This window comes from Massilia litorea, assembly GCF_015101885.1.
Lineage (GTDB): Bacteria > Pseudomonadota > Gammaproteobacteria > Burkholderiales > Burkholderiaceae_D > Telluria > Telluria litorea.
Genome location: NZ_CP062941.1, coordinates 3,032,214 through 3,050,153, shown reverse-complemented (window position 1 = coordinate 3,050,153; position 17,940 = coordinate 3,032,214). Strand labels below are relative to the sequence as shown.

General features: G+C 66.1%; 16 protein-coding genes and 1 riboswitch. Of the genes, 7 read left to right on the top strand and 9 right to left on the bottom strand.

The features are described 5' to 3' along the window. The first annotated feature begins 8 nt into the window (after window positions 1-8). Window positions 9-2,006, top strand: coding sequence for an ATP-binding cassette domain-containing protein (locus tag LPB04_RS13640; protein ID WP_193685105.1), 1,998 nt, complete (start codon window positions 9-11; stop codon window positions 2,004-2,006). Window positions 2,007-2,060: 54 nt separating this feature from the next. On the opposite strand, the gene LPB04_RS13635 is transcribed toward LPB04_RS13640, so the two are convergent. From LPB04_RS13635 to LPB04_RS13625, 3 genes are all read right to left on the bottom strand, one after another. Then, window positions 2,061-2,537, bottom strand: coding sequence for a chemotaxis protein CheW (locus LPB04_RS13635; protein WP_193685104.1), 477 nt, complete (start codon window positions 2,535-2,537; stop codon window positions 2,061-2,063). Window positions 2,538-2,628: 91 nt separating this feature from the next. Next, complete coding sequence (locus tag LPB04_RS13630; protein WP_227496404.1) at window positions 2,629-4,515, bottom strand: flagellar assembly protein A; 1,887 nt, start codon at window positions 4,513-4,515, stop codon at window positions 2,629-2,631. 210 nt (window positions 4,516-4,725) lie between these two features. Beyond that, the gene (locus LPB04_RS13625; protein ID WP_193689165.1) at window positions 4,726-5,151 is read right to left on the bottom strand and encodes a hypothetical protein; all 426 of its coding nucleotides are present in this window, start codon (window positions 5,149-5,151) and stop codon (window positions 4,726-4,728) included. A gap of 218 nt (window positions 5,152-5,369) precedes the next feature. Between LPB04_RS13625 and ompR the strand changes: the two genes are divergently transcribed. The 5 genes from ompR to LPB04_RS13600 all read left to right on the top strand — a co-directional run bounded on the left by ompR (window position 5,370) and on the right by LPB04_RS13600 (window position 9,394). Then, on the top strand, window positions 5,370-6,131 hold the full coding sequence (gene ompR / locus LPB04_RS13620) for an osmolarity response regulator transcription factor OmpR (RefSeq protein ID WP_193688995.1): 762 nt from the start codon (window positions 5,370-5,372) through the stop codon (window positions 6,129-6,131). Window positions 6,132-6,166: 35 nt separating this feature from the next. Continuing rightward, on the top strand, window positions 6,167-7,501 hold the full coding sequence (locus LPB04_RS13615; protein WP_193688994.1) for a sensor histidine kinase: 1,335 nt from the start codon (window positions 6,167-6,169) through the stop codon (window positions 7,499-7,501). A gap of 35 nt (window positions 7,502-7,536) precedes the next feature. Next, window positions 7,537-8,487 (top strand): threo-3-hydroxy-L-aspartate ammonia-lyase, encoded by a 951-nt coding sequence (locus tag LPB04_RS13610; RefSeq protein WP_229514963.1) that lies wholly within the window; start codon window positions 7,537-7,539, stop codon window positions 8,485-8,487. Beyond that, complete coding sequence (locus LPB04_RS13605) at window positions 8,487-8,858, top strand: RidA family protein (RefSeq protein ID WP_193685101.1); 372 nt, start codon at window positions 8,487-8,489, stop codon at window positions 8,856-8,858. Before LPB04_RS13610 ends, LPB04_RS13605 begins: the two co-directional genes overlap by 1 nt. 137 nt (window positions 8,859-8,995) lie before the next feature. Then, the gene (locus LPB04_RS13600; protein WP_193685100.1) at window positions 8,996-9,394 is read left to right on the top strand and encodes a DUF4124 domain-containing protein; all 399 of its coding nucleotides are present in this window, start codon (window positions 8,996-8,998) and stop codon (window positions 9,392-9,394) included. A 41-nt stretch (window positions 9,395-9,435) separates the two neighbouring features. Here the strand turns inward: LPB04_RS13600 and LPB04_RS13595 are convergent, their stop codons facing one another. The 4 genes from LPB04_RS13595 to LPB04_RS13580 form a co-directional block, all read right to left on the bottom strand. Continuing rightward, window positions 9,436-12,396: a putative bifunctional diguanylate cyclase/phosphodiesterase gene (locus tag LPB04_RS13595; RefSeq protein ID WP_227496403.1), complete on the bottom strand. Its 2,961-nt coding sequence runs from the start codon at window positions 12,394-12,396 to the stop codon at window positions 9,436-9,438. Window positions 12,397-12,511: 115 nt separating this feature from the next. Then, the gene (locus LPB04_RS13590; RefSeq protein WP_227496402.1) at window positions 12,512-13,309 is read right to left on the bottom strand and encodes an N-acyl amino acid synthase FeeM domain-containing protein; all 798 of its coding nucleotides are present in this window, start codon (window positions 13,307-13,309) and stop codon (window positions 12,512-12,514) included. A gap of 162 nt (window positions 13,310-13,471) precedes the next feature. Further along, window positions 13,472-14,332, bottom strand: a complete 861-nt coding sequence (locus tag LPB04_RS13585; RefSeq protein WP_193685099.1) for a PhzF family phenazine biosynthesis protein — start codon at window positions 14,330-14,332, stop codon at window positions 13,472-13,474. 123 nt (window positions 14,333-14,455) lie between these two features. After that, window positions 14,456-15,379, bottom strand: a complete 924-nt coding sequence (locus LPB04_RS13580) for a pirin family protein (RefSeq protein ID WP_193685098.1) — start codon at window positions 15,377-15,379, stop codon at window positions 14,456-14,458. 168 nt (window positions 15,380-15,547) lie between these two features. Next, a riboswitch (yybP-ykoY riboswitch) is annotated at window positions 15,548-15,736 on the top strand. Between the two features lie 6 nt (window positions 15,737-15,742). On the opposite strand from LPB04_RS13580, the gene mntP reads away from it, so the two are divergent. Beyond that, window positions 15,743-16,318 carry a manganese efflux pump MntP gene (mntP, locus tag LPB04_RS13575; RefSeq protein WP_193685097.1) on the top strand — a complete coding sequence of 192 codons (576 nt, stop codon included), beginning with the start codon at window positions 15,743-15,745 and terminating at the stop codon, window positions 16,316-16,318. Between the two features lie 31 nt (window positions 16,319-16,349). Here the strand turns inward: mntP and LPB04_RS13570 are convergent, their stop codons facing one another. Together LPB04_RS13570 and LPB04_RS13565 are read right to left on the bottom strand one after the other, a co-directional pair. After that, window positions 16,350-16,823, bottom strand: a complete 474-nt coding sequence (locus tag LPB04_RS13570) for a VOC family protein (RefSeq protein ID WP_193685096.1) — start codon at window positions 16,821-16,823, stop codon at window positions 16,350-16,352. Window positions 16,824-16,944: 121 nt separating this feature from the next. Continuing rightward, window positions 16,945-17,847 carry a LysR family transcriptional regulator gene (locus LPB04_RS13565; protein WP_193685095.1) on the bottom strand — a complete coding sequence of 301 codons (903 nt, stop codon included), beginning with the start codon at window positions 17,845-17,847 and terminating at the stop codon, window positions 16,945-16,947. Window positions 17,848-17,940 lie beyond the last annotated feature (93 nt).

The window sequence follows — 17,940 nt, the reverse complement described above, 5'->3', positions numbered from 1 at the left end:
GATTACGAATGATCCGCTTCCTGAACGTCAGCCTGATGCGCGGCACAAAGCCGCTGCTGGAAAACGCCGACCTGACCCTGAACCCCGGCGACAAGATCGGCCTGATCGGCGCCAACGGCGCCGGCAAATCCAGCCTGTTCGCGATGCTGCGCAACGAGCTGCACGCCGATCAGGGCGAGATCGATTTCCCCGCCAGGTGGCGCATGGCCTATGTGGCGCAGGAGACCCCTGCGCTCGACCGTCCCGCGCTCGAATATGCGATCGACGGCGACGTCACGCTGCGCCGCCTGCAGGCCGAACTCGAGGAACTGGAGGCGGCCGAACACACCGAGGAGAACGGCATCGCGATGGGCAATGTGCACGGCGCCCTGATGGATGCCGACGCCTACACCGTGCAGTCGCGCGGCGAGCAGCTGCTGCTGGGCCTGGGTTTTACCCTCGACCAGATGCAGCAGCCGGTGGCCAGCTTCTCCGGCGGCTGGCGCATGCGCCTGAACCTGGCGCAGGCGCTGATGTGCCCTTCCGACCTGCTGCTGCTCGATGAACCGACCAACCACCTGGACCTGGATGCGATCATCTGGCTCGAAGACTGGCTGAAACGCTATCCGGGCACCCTGGTCATCATTTCGCACGATCGCGATTTCCTCGACGAGATCGTCAACGTCGTGGTCCACATCGACGAACGCAAGCTGAAACGCTATTCGGGCAACTACTCCTCCTTCGAGCGCCAGCGCGCCGCCGCGATGGTGCTGGCCGCCAGCGCGATGGAGAAGCAGCAGCGCGCGCGCGCCCACCTCGAATCCTTCATCGACCGCTTCAAGGCGAAAGCCAGCAAGGCGCGCCAGGCCCAGAGCCGCATGAAGCAGCTGGCGAAAATGGAAGAACTGGCGCCGCTGCGCGCGGCCGCCGAATTCTCCTTCGAATTCCGCGAGCCGCTGGCCGCCCCGAATCCGCTGCTGGTCATGGAAAAAGTGGACGCGGGCTACCCGATCCTCGACAGCCATGGCGACAAGGTCGGCGCCAAGACCATCGTCAACCACATCGACTTCTCGCTGCAGATCGGCCAGCGCATCGGCCTCTTGGGTGTGAACGGCGCCGGCAAATCGACGCTCATCAAAACCATCGCGGGCGAACTGGCGCCGCTGACCGGCGAATCGACGCTCGGCAAGGGCCTGTCGATCGGTTATTTCGCCCAGCACCAGGTCGAGATGCTGCGCCACGACGAGTCGCCGCTGTGGCACCTGGCGAAGATCGCGCCGACCGTGCGCGAGCAGGAGCTGCGCAACTTCCTCGGCGGCTTCAACTTCCCCGGCACCATGGTGACCAGCCCGATCCGCCCCTTCTCGGGCGGGGAAAAGGCGCGCCTGGCGCTGGCCCTGATCGTCTGGCAGCGTCCCAATTTGCTGCTGCTCGATGAACCGACCAACCACCTGGACCTGGAGACGCGCGAGGCGCTGACGATGGCGCTGGCGCAGTTCGAAGGCACGCTGGTCGTCGTTTCCCACGATCGCCACCTGCTGCGTGCGACGACCGACGAATTCATCATCGTCGCCAACGGCCGCCTGCAGCCCTTCGACGGCGACCTGGACGACTACAAGGACTGGCTGTTCAAGACCAAGCTGGGTAAAGGCACCGACGTGCTGCCGATCCCGAAAGCGGCAGCCGCTGCAGCGCCTGTGGCGGCGCCCGTGGTGGCCGCGCCGCCGGTGCCCCCGGCCGAGCGCAAGGAGCAGAAGCGCCTCGACGCCGAAGAGCGCCAGCGCGTCGCTGCGCTCAAGAAGCCGCTCGAGAACCGCCTGAAGCGGGTCGAGGAGCAGATGGCCAAGCTGAATGCGAAGAAGGCCGACATCGACGCGCGTCTGCTCGATCCGACGATCTACGACGCGGACAAGAAGGACGCCTTGAAGACCCTGGTGGCCGACCAGGCCTTCTGCGTGCGCGACCTGGGGACGCTGGAGAACGAGTGGCTGGAGTTGCAGGAACAGCTGGAAGGATTGGCGGCGTAATGGTGTAGCGCGGGTAATCGAGGCCGATGACCACGATTACCCCCTTATGGACCGTCACGCCACGTGACGGTCGCTGCTCTTCTTGTCGATCGACATCAGCCGGTCGATATCCACCAGGATCAGCCGGCGTCCTTCGGTGACGCCGAGCCCGATCAGGTAATCGATCGCCCCCCCGTCGGTTCCCGGAATCGGCGAAATCTGGTCGGGATACAGCGTCACCACGTCGGTCACGCCATCGACCACCATCCCCATCACGCAGGTCGACAGTTTCAGGATGATCACGTCGGTGGTCGGTGTCGTCACGACCGGGTGGCCGCAAAAGGCGGCGCGCATGTCGACGATCGGCATGATGACGCCGCGCGAGACGGCGACGCCTTCGACGATGGCGCCGTCGGCGGCGAAGCGCTCGAGCGACCTGATGATGCGCAGTTCCTGCACCTTGCCGAAATCGACCCCGTACTCGAGACCGCCCAGCCGGAAGCTGAGGAACTGGTTGGCTGCTGGATGAAACGCCATGGTGTCTTTATGCATGATGGTTCCTTTCGGTAACAGTCACCATGCTAGGGCCTGGCCCTCCTGCCCTCGTTGAGTGCAGTCAATATTTCCTTACACCATTATTACATCAGGGGAGCGCTGGGGCCGCGCCACCCCAGGCGTAGCTGCCGGAGGCCGCGGCGTGCAGCGGCGTGCCCTCATTGCCGCGCAGGCGAGACTTGATCTCGCGCGCCGGCAAGTCGTAGAAACAGGCGCCGTCCGGGTCGAAAGCCAGCTGGCGCACCTGGGTGTCTCCCTGGAGCAGGCGGAGCTTCACTTCGCTGCCCGCGGCGCGTTCAATACGCTGGGCGGTGAAGCGCTCGAGCAGCGCCTTTCCTTCGGCGTGCTCGGCCTCGACTGCCTTGCGCGCGGCCGACACGTCGCCGATCTTCTGCAGCTCGGGACCGACCGCCTGGCCCATCTGCTTGAACTGCTGGGCTTGCGCCGGGGTCAGGCTCATTTCGCCGCTGCGCACGCGTCCGGCGATCTCCAGGTATTTGCGCACCTCGGGCTGGGCGCACAGGTGGGACAGCTCGAGCTTGTGGCGCGTGGCGGCGGCGTCGAATTGCGCCAGGCGCGCGCCGATCTGCTCCAGCATGTCGTCGATGCGGCCGCACTCGGCGCACAGCACATACACCAGCATCTCGCTTTCGCGCCAGGGCGCCGTGTTGTCGATGCTGATGCGGCGCGCGGCCAGTGCGCAGCCTTCGGCATTGCCGATCGAGATCTCGTCGGCCATGATCTCGCAATTGATCGCATGCTCGATGCGCACCCGGGTGCCGGAGATGACGCAGTTCTCGGCGCGCTGCAGCGTCACGGTGCCGGCGCTTGCCTGCAGGATCGCGTTCGCGGTGACACCGTCGACCTGGATGTCGCCGTGCTTGTTGTGGACGCTGCCACCGACCAGGGTGGCGCGCAGGCGCACCATGCCGCCGCGCGAATGGATGTCGCCGTACACGTTGCCGTGCACGGTGATGCCGTTGCCCTCGATGACGCGCTTTTCCTGCACGTCGCCGAATTCCTCGTAGTCGCCGGTGAGCTGCAGGTTGCCGGTGGTCCTGGCGCTGACGCCGTCGCGGCTGACGATCTTGTCGCCGACGGCGATCCGGCGCGTCTTCGGGTCGACGTTCAGGAAACCGGTACGCACGGCGACCAGGAATTCGCCGGCCGCGCTTTTCTCGATGCTGGTGCCCTCGCCCGCGTAGGTCGAAAACTCGAGGTCGCGCGGGGCCGCCGGTTCGATGCGGATGCCCGACAGTTCGAAACCGGGCTTGCCGACCTTGCTCGGCAGCTTTTGCAGCAGGCGCGTGCCACCCTGCACCTGCGGGAAGCGGTTCTGGAAGCACATCAGGTCGAGCTTGCCGTTCGAGAGCTGGCGCGGGGCGTCGCTGCGGTGGATGTCGTCCGAGACCTCGACCACGGTCGCGTCCAGGCCCGCCTCCGGCTCGAGGCGGCGCGCCACCACGACCCGTCCCAGGCCGGGATTGGCGATTCCCGCGCGCACGCCGGCGATGTCGATGCCGAAGCGGATGCCCTTGGTCCACATGTCGGCCACGAATTCGTCGAAGTCGAGGCTGGTCTGGATTTCCCCTTCTCCGCCCGGCCCGGCCAGGAACACCGGCTCGAAGCAATACTCGGCCTCGCCGCCGGCGATCCTTACCGAGCGGTACAGGCTGCGGCGCTGGGCGTTAAAGGGAACGATGTCGCTCGCGATGCGCACGACGGGCCGGCCATCGGGTCCGGTGGGGAGCGCCGGGCCGCTGTCGTAGATCGCCTTGATCAGTACCGGATAATCGATGCCGGAGAGCACGCTGCCCGAGCGCAGGATGCTGTCGACGGCGGCCAGCACGGTGGTGCCGAGCACGGCCGGGTCGGCATAGATGCCGTCGGGGCGGCGCTGGATGCAATGTTCGGGGCCGGTCGAATCGAACCGGGCAGCCGGTGCGGCGGGAGGTGCAACAGCGGTATCGGACACGTGCGTGCTCCAGGTGATTGAGCGGCCCCTTGACGATGCTTCAAGGTGCGCAAGGTAGGAGCGTATCATGTTGTCACGAATAAATAAATAATCGTTAACAACAATTCTCACCGATTCTCATCAACACGGCCTGGCATAACACGTGCAGCGCCTGTTCCATGAAAAAAGCCGGGTTGAGCCCGGCTTTCGTTTCGATCACACCCGTGCGGCTCAGCGCCGCTGCGCGTTCGGATAGATGTCCATTCCCGCTTCGTTGATCTGGCGCCGCAGGTCGCGCCGCTCGTCCGGCGTCAGGCGTCCGGCGCGGCGGCCGCCTTCGCGGTTACCCTCTCCCTGCGCCTGGACAGGCTGGCGGCGCTGCTCTTCGTAGGCGCGCTGCTGCTCGCGCACCTGATCGTACATGCGCTGCTCGCGCGGCTGTTCGACTTGCTGGGGCGCCGGTGCCGGGACCCGATCGACGCGGGCCGATGGCGGCGGCGGCAATTGGGCGTCATCGCGCCGGCCATGGTATTGTGCCTGTGCCGCACCGACGCCGGCACAGACGAGCACGCACAGGGCCACACCTTGGCGCGCCAGGCGGGCGAGCCGGCCCTTGGCCTGGGCTGCTGCATTGGTTTTGTCGAGCGCGTTTGTCATGGTGTTCCTCTTCCGTGGTGCTGGATAAACGGATAAGCTGTGTTGCATTGGTTCCCAGTGTATGTGGAACGAGGATCCGGGATAAGACTGATTGGGTAAAGTTTGTAACACAATGTAATGCCCTGTCTGTAATTCCCAAAATCGGCGCGGACAGAAGTTACCATAGCGATATGAATCTGACAAACTAACAGCATATGAATTCAGCCTCCAACACGAATATGGGCAACGCCTCCGGCACCGCCACGACGGCCACGAATGGCGGCCACAGCGCCAAGATCATGGTCGTCGACGACGACGTGCGCCTGCGCGACCTGCTACGGCGCTACCTGACGGAACAAGGCTTCCAGGTCGTCACGGCCGAAAGCGCGCCGGCGATGAACAAGCTCTGGCTGCGCGAGCGCTACGACCTGCTGGTGCTGGACCTGATGCTGCCCGGCGAGGACGGCCTGTCGATCTGCCGCCGCCTGCGCGGCGCCGGCGACCAGACGCCGATCATCATGCTGACCGCCAAGGGCGAAGACGTGGACCGCATCGTCGGCCTCGAGATGGGCGCCGACGATTACCTGCCCAAGCCTTTCAATCCGCGCGAACTGGTGGCCCGCATCGGCGCCGTGCTGCGCCGCAAGGGTCCGGACGAAATCCCGGGTGCGCCCTCGGAGACGCCGCAGACCTTCGAATTCGGCCAGTTCGTGCTCGATCTCGGCACCCGCACGCTCAAGAAAAACGGCGAGACGGTGCCGCTGACCACCGGCGAGTTCTCGGTGCTGAAGGTGTTTGCGCGCCATGCGCGCCAGCCGCTCTCGCGCGAGAAGCTGATGGAACTGGCCAGGGGCCGCGAATACGAAGTCTTCGACCGTTCGCTCGACGTGCAGATCTCGCGCCTGCGCAAGCTGATCGAACCCGATCCTTCGAGCCCGCTGTACATCCAGACCGTCTGGGGCCTGGGCTACGTGTTCATCCCTGAAGGACAGCCGCGCTAGTGCTCGCATCGATTCCGTCTCCACGCCCGGGCCGCATGAACTGGATGCGCAGCGGGCTGTTCTGGCGCACCTTCTTCCTGCTCTCCCTGCTCACGACGCTGTCGATGGGCTCCTGGATCGGCATGCTCAACGTGTTCCAGCGCGGTCCGCAGGTGCAGCAGACGGCCGAACTGGTGGTCTCGGTGGTCACCATCACCAAGGCGGCGCTGACCCATTCGGCGCCCGACCTGCGGCGCGAACTGCTGCTCGAACTGGTGTCGAACGAAGGCATCCGCATCTTCGCGCTGGAAGACACCGACAAGGTCGATCCGCCGCCGTCGAACGCCCTGATGCCCGAGATCGCCGCCGCCGTGCGCGAAAAACTCGGCCCGCAGACCCGCTTCTCCAGCCGCGTGAACGGCGTGCCGGGCTTCTACATCAGCTTCAACATCGAGGACGACGAATACTGGCTGATGCTGGAACGCGAACGCATCGCGGGCCTGACGCGGGTGCAGTGGTTCGGCTGGGCCAGTGTGGTGGGCATCATGTCGCTGCTGGGCGCTGCCTTCATCTCGAGCCTGATCAACCTGCCGCTGGCGCGCCTGACGGCCGCGGCGCGCGTGATCGCCAAGGGCGAGCGCCCCGCGCCGCTGCCCGAGAAAGGCTCGCGCGAGATCATCGAGGCCAACCGCAGCTTCAACCAGATGGTCGAAGACCTGGCGCAGGTCGAAAAGGACCGCGCCGTGATTTTGGCCGGCATCTCGCACGACCTGCGCACGCCGCTGGCGCGCATGCAGCTCGAACTCGAGATGGCGAGCCTGTCGACGGATGCGCGCGAAGGCATGCAGTCGGACATCGCCCAGATGGACGCGATCATCGGCCAGTTCCTCGACTACGCCAAGCCGACCGAAGCCTCCAGCTTCGTGCCGGTGGAAGTCTCGCACCTGCTGGCCGACTGCGCCCAGCATGCGACCCGCCTGCCCGGCATGCGCGTATCGACCGACATCGAAGACGACGTGCAGGTACTCGGCAACGAGATCGACCTGCGCCGCGTGATCAACAACGTCGTCGAGAACGCGCGCCGCTACGGCCGCACCCCGGGCGAGGAATTCACGCAGCTCGATTTCGCCTGCCACGTGCGCACCACGGCCCAGGGCCGGCGCGCGGTCGTCGAGATCGCGGACCACGGCCCCGGCGTGCCGGACGACCAGATCAACCAGCTGCTGAAACCCTTCACGCGCCTGGATACGGCGCGCGGCCAGGCGAACGGCGCGGGCCTGGGCCTGGCGATTGTCGAACGCGTCGTCAGCCGCCACAATGCGGAGCTGACGGTACGCAACCGCGAAGGCGGCGGGCTGCTGGTGCAACTGGCGCTGCCCCTCGCCTCCTGATCATTCTCCCGCTCTTTATTCCCATGACCGAATCCATGCTCCAATACAGCGACGTCGAACAGGCCGCCGCGCGCCTCGCAGGCGCCGCCCACCGCACGCCGGTACTGACCTCGGCCACCGCCGACGCCCGCACGGGCGCCAGGCTGTTCTTCAAGTGCGAGAACTACCAGCGCATGGGCGCCTTCAAATTCCGCGGCGCCTTCAATGCCATCGCGCGCTTCACGGACGCCCAGCGCGCGGCCGGCGTGCTGACCTTCTCGTCGGGGAACCACGCACAGGCGATCGCCCTGTCGGCGCGCCTGGCCGGCATCCGCGCCACCATCATCATGCCGAACGACGCGCCGGCCCTGAAGGTCCAGGCGACGAAGGAATACGGCGGCGAAGTGATCTTCTACGACCGCTACACGGAAAACCGCGAAGAGATCGCGAACCGCCTGGCAGCCGAGCGCGGCATGACCCTGATTCCGCCCTACGACCATCCGGACGTGATCTGCGGCCAGGGCACGGCGGCCAGGGAACTGTTCGAAGACGTGGGTCCGCTCGACATCCTGCTGGTGCCGCTCGGCGGCGGCGGCCTGCTGGCCGGCAGCGCACTGGCGGCGAGCGGCTTGTCTCCCGATTGCAAGGTGATCGGCGTCGAGCCGGAAGCGGGCAACGACGGCCAGCAGTCCTTGCGCAAAGGCGAAATCGTCCACATCGGCGTGCCGAAGACGATCGCCGACGGCGCCATGGTGACCCATGTGGGCGAGCACAATTTCGAGGTGATCCGGCGCCGCGTCGACGACATCGTGACGGTGACCGATGCGCAGCTGGTCGAGACCATGAAATTCTTCGCCGAACGGATGAAGATGGTCGTCGAGCCGACCGGTTGCCTGGGCGCAGCGGCGGCCCTGTGCGGCGTGGTGCCGGTGGCGGGCAAGCGCGTCGGCGTGTTGATCAGCGGCGGCAACGTCGACCTGTCGCGCTTTGGCGAGCTGGTGGCCTGATGGAATTCATCCAGTCGGCCGAACTGCCGCCGCCCGCCGGACACTATTCGCAGGCGGTGGCGGCCGGCGGCCTGGTCTTCCTGTCGGGCATCCTCCCGGCCCGGGATACCGTCGCCCAGGATGCCTTCTTCGAGGTGCAGTGCGACTCGGTCTTTGCGCAATGCGAGCAGGTCCTGCGCGCGGCCGGCTGCGGCTTCAACGACGTCGTGCAATGCACGGCCTACCTGGCAGGCGTCGATCACTGGCCTGCCTTCAACAACATCTACGCGCGCGTGTTCGGCGAGCACAAACCGGCACGCGCGGTGGTGCCGGTCCCTGGCCTGCACTACGGTTATCTGGTCGAGATCCAGCTCGTTGCCCAGCGTCCCTGAGCCAATGTCGCCCGCCATCTACCGCTGAGCGAGCTCATGCGTAGTTTTTTTGACAATATCCGCGCACCGTGCAGCACCTAACAGAGTAAGGCAGTCTCGACTGGGACAATGGGTCCATCATATCGATGGAGGACGCCATGAAACGCCTGGCCTCTCAGCTGACCCTGGTTTTTACGGCAATCGCCGCCGCTCCTGCCGCACTGGCGGGTTCCGAGATTCTGAAATGCGTCGACGCCGGCGGTCATGTGACGCTGACCGACCAGCCTTGCGAAGGCGGCTCCCAGGCAACGCGCCTGGTCAGCGTCGCAGGTAGCGAGAGCACGCAGCCCGCCGCCGACGTCCGTTCGCCGGCCGTGCAGCGCTACGAGGCGCCCCACGCCCTGCAGCGCCAGCAGGCCTGGCGCCCGCGTGTGGCCGAGGTGAAGACCGACCGCCCGCTGGCGCGCGATGTCGCCACGCTCAAGGCAGCGCGTGCCCAATTGCTGGTGATTGATGCCGACCGTCACGCGCGTCCGACCCTGGCGACGATCCAGTAGGCCTGGTGGGCACGGGTGCCCACCGAACCGCGCCCCAGGAATCAATGCAGCTTCATGATCCCATGCAGATCCAGCGCGGCGCCGCGCCCCAGCGTCGGCAACATCTCGATCAGTTCCGGATCCTGGATGAAGCTGGCCGACGAGGCGGCGGTCAGCATGCGCTCCGGCGGCTGCGAGCGCGCCACGGCCCAGCCCTGTACATAGTCGACGCCGATCTCGGCCAGGGTCTGCACGGTGGCGGCATCCTCGGCCCACTCGGCGATCGTCTTCATGCCCAGATTCACCGCCAGGCTGACGATGGCCTCGACGATCGCCACGTTCGCCGGGTGCGCATTGATGTTGACGACGAACTGGCCGTCGATCTTCAGCACGTCGGCCGGGAGTTCCTTCAGGTAGGAGAAGGAGGTGTAGCCGGCGCCGAAGTCGTCGAGCGCCACTTTCACGCCGAAATTGCGCACCTGGTCGATGAAGCGGCGCGTGTTGTCGAGGTCGTGCAAGGCGACGCTCTCGGTGATTTCCATGCACAGGCGGCTGGCCACGTGCACGTGGCGGGCCAGGATCTCCAGCGTATCGGCCACGAAGCGCTCGTCATTGAGCGACGCGCCCGACAAATTCATGCAGACGAACCGGGTATGCGGCAGGCGCGAGATGTTTTCGGCGATCCAGCCCAGGGTCGTGGTCAGCACCCAGCGGTCGATCACGCTGGCGCGTCCGCACTTCTCGGCCGCGCCGATCAGCGGGCCGGCCGGCAGCACGCGGCCGTCGAGCCCGCGCATGCGCAGCAGCACCTCGAAATTCAGCGACTCGCCCGGATTCTTCAGCGACATGATCGGCTGCATTTCCAGGAACAGGCCGTCGGTCGCGTTCGGCCCCTGCAGGCGCGCCACGAGGTTCAGCTCGGCTTCGCGCTCGTGGAAGGCGGCGGCATTGCGTTCGTACACGACCAGGCCGTCGCTTGATTCCTTGGCCGAGCGGCAGGCGCGGTCGGCGGCGGAGATGGCATCCTTCATCGGCATCCCGTTCGACACTTCGATCAAGCCGACCGAACCGCGCACGTGGAAGGCCTTGTCGCCGACCCGGTATGGCGTGCCGCCGATACGGTCGACAATGCCGCGGCAGATCAGCGAGGCCAGCGGGATGGCCGTGTCCGGCATGACGATGACGAATTCGTCGCCGCCGACGCGGCCGATCTGCTGGCCGCCGGCCAGCATCATCGCCATGCGCTCGCAGACTTGTTTCAGCACTTCGTCGCCGGCGCCATGGCCGAACAGGTCGTTGATCAGTTTAAAACGGTCGAGGTCGATGTAGGCGATCGCCATCGGCTTGCCCGCCGCCAGCGAGGTGGCCGCGCCCTCGAACATCTTCTCGATGCCGCGCCGGTTGAAGACCTTGGTCAGCGGATCGTTGTTGGCCATGAAGCGCAATTGCTCGGTGGCCTTGTGCTTCTCGGTGACGTCCTGCAGTACGCCTTCGATGCGTCCGCGCGCCAGGGTAGCGCTGACCAGGAAGCGACGGCTGCCGTCGCGGTTGGCGATCTCGAGCTCGGCATCGCTGCGGCCATGCACCTGCTCATGGAGTTCCATCCAGACATTTTCGCTGAAAAAATGGCGCCAGGCGGTACGGCCGAGCTCGAAATTGTCCGCGCCCAGCATCTTGCGCAGCGCCGGATTGGCGCTCTGGAAGTGGCCGTACATATCCAGGGTGAACAAGCCGACCGGCATCGCCTCGTAGGCATGCTCCAGCTTTTGCTGGGCTTCCTCGCGCTTTTCCGTTTCCGCGCGCATCTGCTCGGCCACCGCGAGCGCGGCCAGCAGGCTCGAGGCCAGGGCCGCCGTCACGCTGTTGATCACGCCGATGACTTCGTGCATGCCGAGCGCCGCCGAGACGATCTCGGCCAGCGAGGCGACGAAGGTCAGCGCGAACGAGGCGGCGAACCAGGACGCGACCCGGTTGCGCGATTCGACGATGACCTTGAACAGGCCCACCGTCATCATCGACAGGCAGCAGGCGCAAATCACCCACAGCATCGGTAAATAGACGCGGTAAGGAACCAGCACGGCCGCCGCCAGCATCGGCAGGCACAGCCACTGCATGACGCGCATCGGGGCCGCATAGCGCAAGTCTTCCAGGCTTTCGCGCAGCAGGGTCTGGTACAGGGTGAGGGTCGCGATGCCGTACAGCGTGATCGTCACCGAGCGCGAGGTCAACAGCCAGTCGGCGGGAATGCTCTGCCCCAGCCACTGGATGTCCCAGCCGGCCGAGAGCGCGCCGATGCGCAGGTTCAGGATCAGCCAGCCCGAGAACAGCACATACAAAGGCTGGCGGTTGATCAGCGCGGTCAGCAGTACGAACAGGGCCAGCACGATCATGCCGCCGTCGAGCAGCCCCGACTTGCGGTGATATTGCTCGACCGACAAGGCGAATTGTTCGGATGGCCATTGCGCCACGCTCAAACGGGCGGGACCGGCGAAGGTGCCGCTACACAGGACTTGCGACGGCAGGCGCGCCATGCGCAGCGCGAAGCCGGCTTTGACCGGATCGATCGCGCCGGTCGCATGGCTGCGGCTGGCCTCGCCCAGGGGGCGGAGGGTTGTGGCGTCCCAGCAACGGATCGACAGCGCGTGGCGCGAGGGGAATTCGATGACGTCCTGTTCGACCGAGGCCGACATCGGCGAAAAACTGAACCAGACCGGACGCTCGCTGAGCTTGGTGTCGAAGCCGGGCACGGGCGGCTGGGTGCCGATCTGCGCCAGGATCGCCGCCGGGCTCGGGCCCGGGACGGCGGCCGGCTCGGCTTCGCTTCCCTGCTGCAGCACGCGTAGCGGCAGCCCGGCAGGCTCGGTCACGTTGTACTGGTTATGCCAGAACAACAGGGCGATCACGGAAAACAGGCCGATGCCGATCGGTATCAGGTAATACGCGAATGCGCGCAGCACCCGCTCCATGGCCAGGTTGGCCATGAGGGAAACTGGACTGCGTGTCGGGTCGGAGGATTTGGGCATGGGCAATATCACAAGCAACTCAAAAACTGCGGTGGAAGCTTCCGCAGTCTGATCAAGCGCAAGGATACAGCTTTAGCGTGATGCCGTCATGCAATATCGCTGATGAGCTCGAAGCTCAGGCGAATGCCACGCCCTGGTGGCCCGCGCCGGCGACCGCTGCCGGGGCACGTTGCGGGAAGCGCACGCGGGTCAGGCGCGGCTCGACCTTCGGGCCGACGTCGATGTCCGGGTGCTGGGTATCGAAGAAGAACTTGTACAGCGGATGGCGTGCCGCGGCCCAGCGCGCCTCGAAGGTCTCGATCTCGAAGGCCATCACGCGGTGCTCGATGTTGCCGACGTGCGCCAGCGGAATCGCGCCCTGCCCCGGGAACACGTCCGAGAACAGCAGCTGCTCATACTGGCGCGCCACGGTCGGGCGGCCCGTGGCGACCGACCACTCGATATCGTTTTGCTGGCAATACTTGAAGCAGGCCTTGATCAGTGCCATCTTGACCATGCGGCCGGTGCGGCCTTCGTCGATGCCGAGGCGGGTTGCCTCGACCAGGCGGCGGCCCTGCAGCCAGTCCGGCAGTTCGACCGATTCTTCCACCCCCAGCGGACGGAACAGGTTGGTGCGGATGCGCGTGCTGCCCATCGGCGAGCCGTCCAGCTTGGACTCGGCCAGCAGGACGATGGTGTCGCTTTCGTAGTCGGCCGCTTCCGGCAGCGCCAGGGTGCGTGCAAACTCCGGTACGTGGCGTGCGTAGGCGGCGTGGCGGATGCGCACCGCCTTCAGCAGATCATCCTCGGTTTCGACCCGGCGAATCGTGAACGGCAGGCGCTCGATCGCTGGCTGCGTGCCCTGTTGACCACCGAAAGGGCGGATCGCATCAGCGTTTCCTTGGGCGGTTGGGTTGGCTTGGCACAGCTCCATGATCGATAACTCCTTGAATGTTGGGGGAAAACACTTGACTTGTGACAATTATCAATCTTTGGAGAAATATCTAACTGTTGAGCAAGCGGGCTTTTCCCCCTTAATTCAAATTTCATAACAATTAAGAGTCAGTACAACAAGCCACAGGCCGTCTTGTCGTACTTACATGCGCTGCAAGGACCTGGCCGTGCCCGAGAGCCGGATCGATCCGCCCGCCTCCGGTCCGATCTCGGCGCGCAGGCGCGAGCGCATGCCCATGTCTTCGCCCTGCACGATGTCGATGGCGCCGCCATGCGGCCAGTCGAGGTCGCGCAGATAGCCCGCCAGTGCCGCGGTGCCGGCGCCGGTGGCCGGGTCCTCGTAGACGCCGCCGGAGGCAAATGGATTGCGCGTATGGAAAAGCGTGGTGCTTTCCGCGAACACCAGCACGACGGTGACGATGCCGAGTTCGCGCATGAACTGCCGCCCCGCGTCGAGCTCGTAGCGCATGGCCGCCAGCAGCGCGCGGTTGCGCAGCGCCAGCACCAGGTGCCCTGCCCCGCCATGGGCCAGGGCCGGCGGGATGCGCGGATCGAGGTCCTCGGGCTGGTACCCGAACAGGGCCAGCGCGCGCGCGACGACCGCCTCCGGAGCGGGTGCGCTGCGGGTCGGCGGCGACTGCAGCGCGGCCGAGGTCAGCACGGCGCCGCCGGGCTGGATGCTGCGCCGGCCCTCGACCGTGATGGCGGCATCGTTCAGCGCCAGCGGATAGACGCCGTCGCCATGGCTGGCGGCCAGCGCGGCGCCGAGCGCGATGGTGGCGTGCCCGCAGAACGGCACCTCGGATTCGGGAGAAAAATAGCGCACCCGCCAGCCATCGCCGAGCGGCGCGGCGAAGGCGGTCTCCGAGTAGCCGATTTCGTGGGCGATGCGCTGCATCGTGGAGTCGGGCGGCAGGGCGTCGCCGATCCAGACCCCGGCCGGGTTGCCGCCCTGCTGGCCGTCGGAAAAGGCGGCGATGCGCTGGACGTCGGCGGCGTTCATGCTGCCACCTTCGCGTCTGGCTGGTCGATCAGGTTGAGAATCCGGCGCACGGCTTGCTCCTTTGATATGGATGAGCCCTGGATCATAGCGCGCCGGTTCCAGTCTTGCTGGAGGGGACTTATTTCAAGGATAACGTACGGGCTTACCCTGTGACTCCGGCAATGGGATGAATTCGGTTTCGCCCGGCACCTGGGGAAAGGCGCCGGCCTTCCAGTCGCGCTTGGCCTGTTCGATGCGGTCCTCGGAACTGGCGACGAAATTCCAGGACAGGAAGCGCGGCCCATCCATCGGCTCGCCGCCGAGCAGCATGATGCGTGTCGGCCCTGGCCCCGGAGCGCCCAGCATCACTTCGGCACCGGGCTTGAGCACGACCAGCTGGCCGGGCTCGAACACGCCGTCGCGTCCCAGGTCGAGGCGGCCTTCGACAATATAGATCGCCTGTTCCGGGTATTCCGGCGGCATCGCGATGCGCGCCCCGGCTTTCAGCCTGACGTCGACATAGAACATGTCCGACAAGGTGCCGACCGGCGCGCGCCGCCCCCAGAAGCTGCCGGCCACGACGCGCGCTTCGACGCCCTCCGCTTCGATGAAGGGCAAGGCGCCGGCTTCGATGTGGGCGAAGGTGGGATCGGTTTCCTCGTGTTTCGAGGGCAGCGCCACCCAGCATTGCAGGCCGAACAAATTCGACCGGCCCTGGCGCAGCAGGCTGTCGGTGCGCTCCGAGTGGACGATGCCGCGCCCGGCCGTCATCCAGTTCACTTCACCGGGCCGGATCGCCTGCACGCTGCCGAGGCTGTCGCGGTGCAGGATCTCGCCGTCGAACAGATAGGTGACGGTGGCGAGGCAGACGTGCGGATGGGGCCGCACGTCGAGGCCGCGCCCGGGCTCGAACACGTGCGGGCCCATCTGGTCGAGGAAGACGAAGGGTCCCACCATGCGCCGCTGGCGGCTGGGCAGGGCGCGCCGTACCTGGAAGCCGTCGCCCAGGTCGTGCGTGGGCGGCACGATCACGATGTCGAGTGCCGAGGGGTCGTCGTGGTGGTCCAAATTGTTCTCCTGAAATGGATTCGGCGCCGCCGGCTGCCAGCTGTCGAAAGCGCCGCGGCGGTCATGCTGCGGTCCAGTCTACGTGGCGATGCAATCTTGTGCAAATGCTCACGTGTGCGTGCATGGACCCTAATTGCTGAGCTTTTCCATCCGGCCTCGGTTACAATACCGCCATCCATTGGGGAGTAGCCTGCTTCCGCCACGTCAGTGCGCAGGAAGTTCCCGTATCAACATACTCGGCGCCGTCGTTTACATGCGCGCCGTGGTACGGGCAGCCGTTCGGTTGGCAAGACCTTTGGCATGTCCGCGTGCGTGTTCGGGCCGCGCGGGCCTGCCTCTGCGTTCGCCCGACGGAAAGACCCCATGAATTTCGTAGCTACCGCCTCCCTCGCCCTCGCCATGTCCACCGACGCTTTCGCCGCCGCCGTCGGCAAGGGCGCGGCATTGCAACGTCCGCACCTGCGCGAGGCCCTGCGCACCGGCGCCATCTTCGGCGTCATCGAAGGCCTCACGCCCCTGCTCGGCTGGGTGCTCGGCAACGCTGCTGCCCCCTATGTCGAAGCCTGGGACCACTGGATCGCTTTCGTGCTGCTGGGCGCGCTCGGCCTGCGCATGATCCACGAGGGCTGGGGCGAACCCGAGCTGGAAGAAGAAAAGCCGAACAGCCACTCCTTCCTGCGCCTGGCCGTCACCGGCGTGGCGACCAGCATCGACGCCCTGATCGTCGGCGCCGGCCTGGCCTTCATCGACGCCAACATCTTCGTGGTCGCCGCCGCGATCGGCTGCGCCACCTTTATCATGGTCACGCTTGGCGTGATGCTGGGGCGCGGCCTGGGCGCCCTGGTCGGCAAGCGCGCCGAGATCGTCGGCGGCGTGGTGCTGATCGTGATCGGCAGCCTGATCCTGTACGAGCACCTGCACGCGGCGGGCACGATCTGACTGTGAGCTCAGGCGCGCCCGCGCAAACCGCTCAGGCGCAGTCGGTTCCCATCGCCTTCATTGCCTCTTCCATCTCGGCGGGCGACACGTCGCGGATATGCGTGGCCATCGACCAGCGGTGGCCGAAAGGATCGTCGAGCTGGCCGTAGCGGTCGCCCCAGAACATGTCGGCCAGTTCCATGCGCACGGTGGCGCCGGCCGCCTTGGCGTTGTTCCAGATCTCGTCCACGTTCGGCACCGACAGGTGGATCGTCACCGGGCTGCCCTTCAGGCTCAGCGGGCTGTGGGAGCCGTAGTCCGGGAATTCGTCGGCCAGGAACAGGGGCGAGTCGCCGATACGCAGCTGGGCATGGCCGATTTTCCCGTCCGGCATCGGCGAGCGCATGACTTCGATGGCGCCAAAGGCCTTCTTGTAGAACTCGATTGCCTCTGCACAATTGGCGCAGACGAGATGGGGGGTGACCGTGTGCATGCCCTCTTCGACCGGTTTGACCTCGGAATTCATGGCGCTGTTCCTTTCAGGATGGATGGATAGTCATGGGTTTTTATACAGTGCTGCCGTATGAGCGTAGCGCCAGTTGGAAGTTCGTGCAATGAGAATCCATGCTGCGCTGCGCCAGGCCGCATCAGGACCGGCCGCCCAGCACCGCTTCCAGTTCGCGCGCCAGGAAATCGACCAGCGCCGCCACGCGCGGCGCCAGCGCACCCTGTTTGTAGAAGACGGCCCAGACCGGCTGCGACCATGCCAGGGTCGCTTCCTCCAGTACCGGGACCAGCCGCCCCGCGGCCTGGTCGGCGCGCGTCAGGAACTCCGACAGCGCGGCGATTCCTGCGCCGGCGAGCGCCAGGTGGCGCACCGTCTCGCCGCTCGATGCGGTGATGCCTGGGGCGATCGTATAGCCCTCGGCTCCCGCGTGCGCCAGCGGCCAGGTGTTCAGGGTCGCCGGCTTCGAAAAGCCCAGCAGGCGGTGGCGCGCCAGTTCCGCCACGCTGCCGGGCCTGCCATACCGTTCCAGATAAGCGGGGGCGGCCAGCACCTGCACCCGGCTGCTGCCGAGACGGCGGGCGTTCAAGGTCGAGTCCGGCAAGGTGCCGATGCGAATCGCCATATCGGCGCGCTCCTCGATCAGGTCGACCACCGTCTCCCCGCTCGTCAGCTCCAGCTGCACCAGCGGATAGGCGTCGAGAAAGGCCGGCACCAGCGGCGCCAGCAGATGGTCGAGCGTGGGCGTGGCCGCGTTCACGCGCACCAGGCCCGAGGGCTGGGAGCGGCGCGCGGCCGCCTCGGCCTCGGTACTGGCCAGGTCGGCCAGCAGGGTGCGCGTCCGCTCCAGAAACCAGGCGCCCTCGTCGGTGAGCTGCAGGCGGCGCGTGGTCCGGTGCAGCAAGGTCAGGCCGAGATGCTTTTCCAGGCGCGCGATCGTGCGCGAGACGCCCGAGGGCGTCTGGTCGAGGCGGACGGCGGCGCCGGAAAACGACCCCGTATCCATGACGGCGGCAAATGCAATCAGGGCGTCTACGTCGATCATTATTGACTCCCAAGCAAAAGTATATTGTACGGCAAGGGATTTTTCTCCGGCGGTGACTCCTTCAGACTGCGTGCCTGTCCCCCATTTCTGGAG

Bases quoted from the DNA above. Each gene is read 5' to 3' on its own strand.
- LPB04_RS13640 (WP_193685105.1), top strand. From the start codon at position 9: ATGATCCGCTTCCTGAACGTCAGCCTGATGCGCGGCACAAAGCCGCTG.
- LPB04_RS13635 (WP_193685104.1), bottom strand. From the start codon at position 2,537: ATGCATAAAGACACCATGGCGTTTCATCCAGCAGCCAACCAGTTCCTC.
- LPB04_RS13625 (WP_193689165.1), bottom strand. From the start codon at position 5,151: ATGACAAACGCGCTCGACAAAACCAATGCAGCAGCCCAGGCCAAGGGC.
- ompR (WP_193688995.1), top strand. From the start codon at position 5,370: ATGGGCAACGCCTCCGGCACCGCCACGACGGCCACGAATGGCGGCCAC.
- LPB04_RS13615 (WP_193688994.1), top strand. From the start codon at position 6,167: ATGAACTGGATGCGCAGCGGGCTGTTCTGGCGCACCTTCTTCCTGCTC.
- LPB04_RS13610 (WP_229514963.1), top strand. From the start codon at position 7,537: ATGCTCCAATACAGCGACGTCGAACAGGCCGCCGCGCGCCTCGCAGGC.
- LPB04_RS13605 (WP_193685101.1), top strand. From the start codon at position 8,487: ATGGAATTCATCCAGTCGGCCGAACTGCCGCCGCCCGCCGGACACTAT.
- LPB04_RS13600 (WP_193685100.1), top strand. From the start codon at position 8,996: ATGAAACGCCTGGCCTCTCAGCTGACCCTGGTTTTTACGGCAATCGCC.
- LPB04_RS13595 (WP_227496403.1), bottom strand. From the start codon at position 12,396: ATGCCCAAATCCTCCGACCCGACACGCAGTCCAGTTTCCCTCATGGCC.
- LPB04_RS13590 (WP_227496402.1), bottom strand. From the start codon at position 13,309: ATGGAGCTGTGCCAAGCCAACCCAACCGCCCAAGGAAACGCTGATGCG.
- LPB04_RS13585 (WP_193685099.1), bottom strand. From the start codon at position 14,332: ATGAACGCCGCCGACGTCCAGCGCATCGCCGCCTTTTCCGACGGCCAG.
- mntP (WP_193685097.1), top strand. From the start codon at position 15,743: ATGAATTTCGTAGCTACCGCCTCCCTCGCCCTCGCCATGTCCACCGAC.
- LPB04_RS13570 (WP_193685096.1), bottom strand. From the start codon at position 16,823: ATGAATTCCGAGGTCAAACCGGTCGAAGAGGGCATGCACACGGTCACC.
- LPB04_RS13565 (WP_193685095.1), bottom strand. From the start codon at position 17,847: ATGATCGACGTAGACGCCCTGATTGCATTTGCCGCCGTCATGGATACG.